We start from the raw sequence: 1,155 nt of genomic DNA, 5'->3' as shown, positions 1-1,155 counted from the left end.
ACATATGAGATATTATCGGAAGAGAGGAAGCCCAAAAGCTTCTTCTCTTTTCTACTTAAATTCAATTAACACAAAAAAGTTTTCAAAAACGCCGATTGTAAAATTAAGCTAGACAATTGAAAAAGCCATTCGTGGTGCACTCACAATGTATTTTCCGACCAAAGAAAAACATAGGAGTGATTACGAATGACCTACACCCATCTTACCACGGATGAACTGGTGATGATAGAATCCTACCACCGCCAAAATATACCTGTAGCGATCATTGCTAAGTTGATGAACCGTTCCAGGCAGCCAATCTACAACGTCATCAATTTCCTGAAATCAGGACATACAGCGCTCGACTTCTACACGCAATACAAGAAAAATAAGAAACGCTGCGGCCGGCGGAAGATTGTCCTGCCGAAGAAACAAGTGGCCTATGTTCAAGACAAGGTGGCGCAGGGCTGGACGCCGGATGTCATTGTCGGCCGGGCAGAAACGGCCATCGATTGTTCCGCGCGCACCATCTATCGCATGTTCAAAAATCAGGTCTTTGACGCCGCCACGCTGCCGATGAAAGGAAAACGGAAACCCAATGGACACCAGGAACGCCGGGGAAAACAGGCGTTCAAACGCCATATTTCCGAACGGGAAGCCGACAACCCGTCGTTCAAAAAAGAGTTCGGGCATATCGAAGGCGACACCATTGTGGGTGCCCGCCACAAAAGTGCGGTGATCACGCTGGTCGAACGGCTGACGAAAGTCATCATCGCCCTGAAGCCTGCAGGACGCAAGGCTTGCGATATTGAAACTGCGTTGAACCAGTGGTTCCAAGGGGTCCCGAGAAATCTGTTCAAATCCATCACGTTTGATTGCGGCAAGGAATTCTCTAATTGGAAACCGTTGTGCAACCGGCACGACGTCTCGATTTACTTTGCGGATCCTGGCACGCCTTCTCAGCGCGCCTTGAATGAAAACTCCAACGGGCTCCTGCGGAAAGACGGCTTGGCAAAGGAAATGGACTTCAACCAGGTGGATCAAACATTTATTTCGTCGGTGGCCGACAAGCGGAATAACATCCCAAGAAAGTCACTGAATTACCGCACACCGTTGGAGGCATTTTTGAGTCACCTGAATGGAGTCGATCTGTCTAGCTTAAATTGACAAACGGAA

1 protein-coding gene is annotated in these 1,155 nt (G+C 48.3%); it reads left to right on the top strand.

Going from position 1 to position 1,155, the window contains the following annotated elements; translation table 11 throughout:
• The first annotated feature begins 186 nt into the window (after positions 1–186).
• Positions 187–1,146, top strand: coding sequence for an IS30 family transposase (locus tag KNP95_RS15910; RefSeq protein WP_114167461.1), 960 nt, complete (start codon positions 187–189; stop codon positions 1,144–1,146).
• Positions 1,147–1,155 lie beyond the last annotated feature (9 nt).

It is taken from the genome of Exiguobacterium sp. s36 (genome assembly GCF_018618345.1).
In the GTDB taxonomy this organism is placed as follows: Bacteria; Bacillota; Bacilli; order Exiguobacteriales; family Exiguobacteriaceae; genus Exiguobacterium; species Exiguobacterium chiriqhucha.
This window is presented reverse-complemented; position numbering and strand designations above follow the sequence as displayed.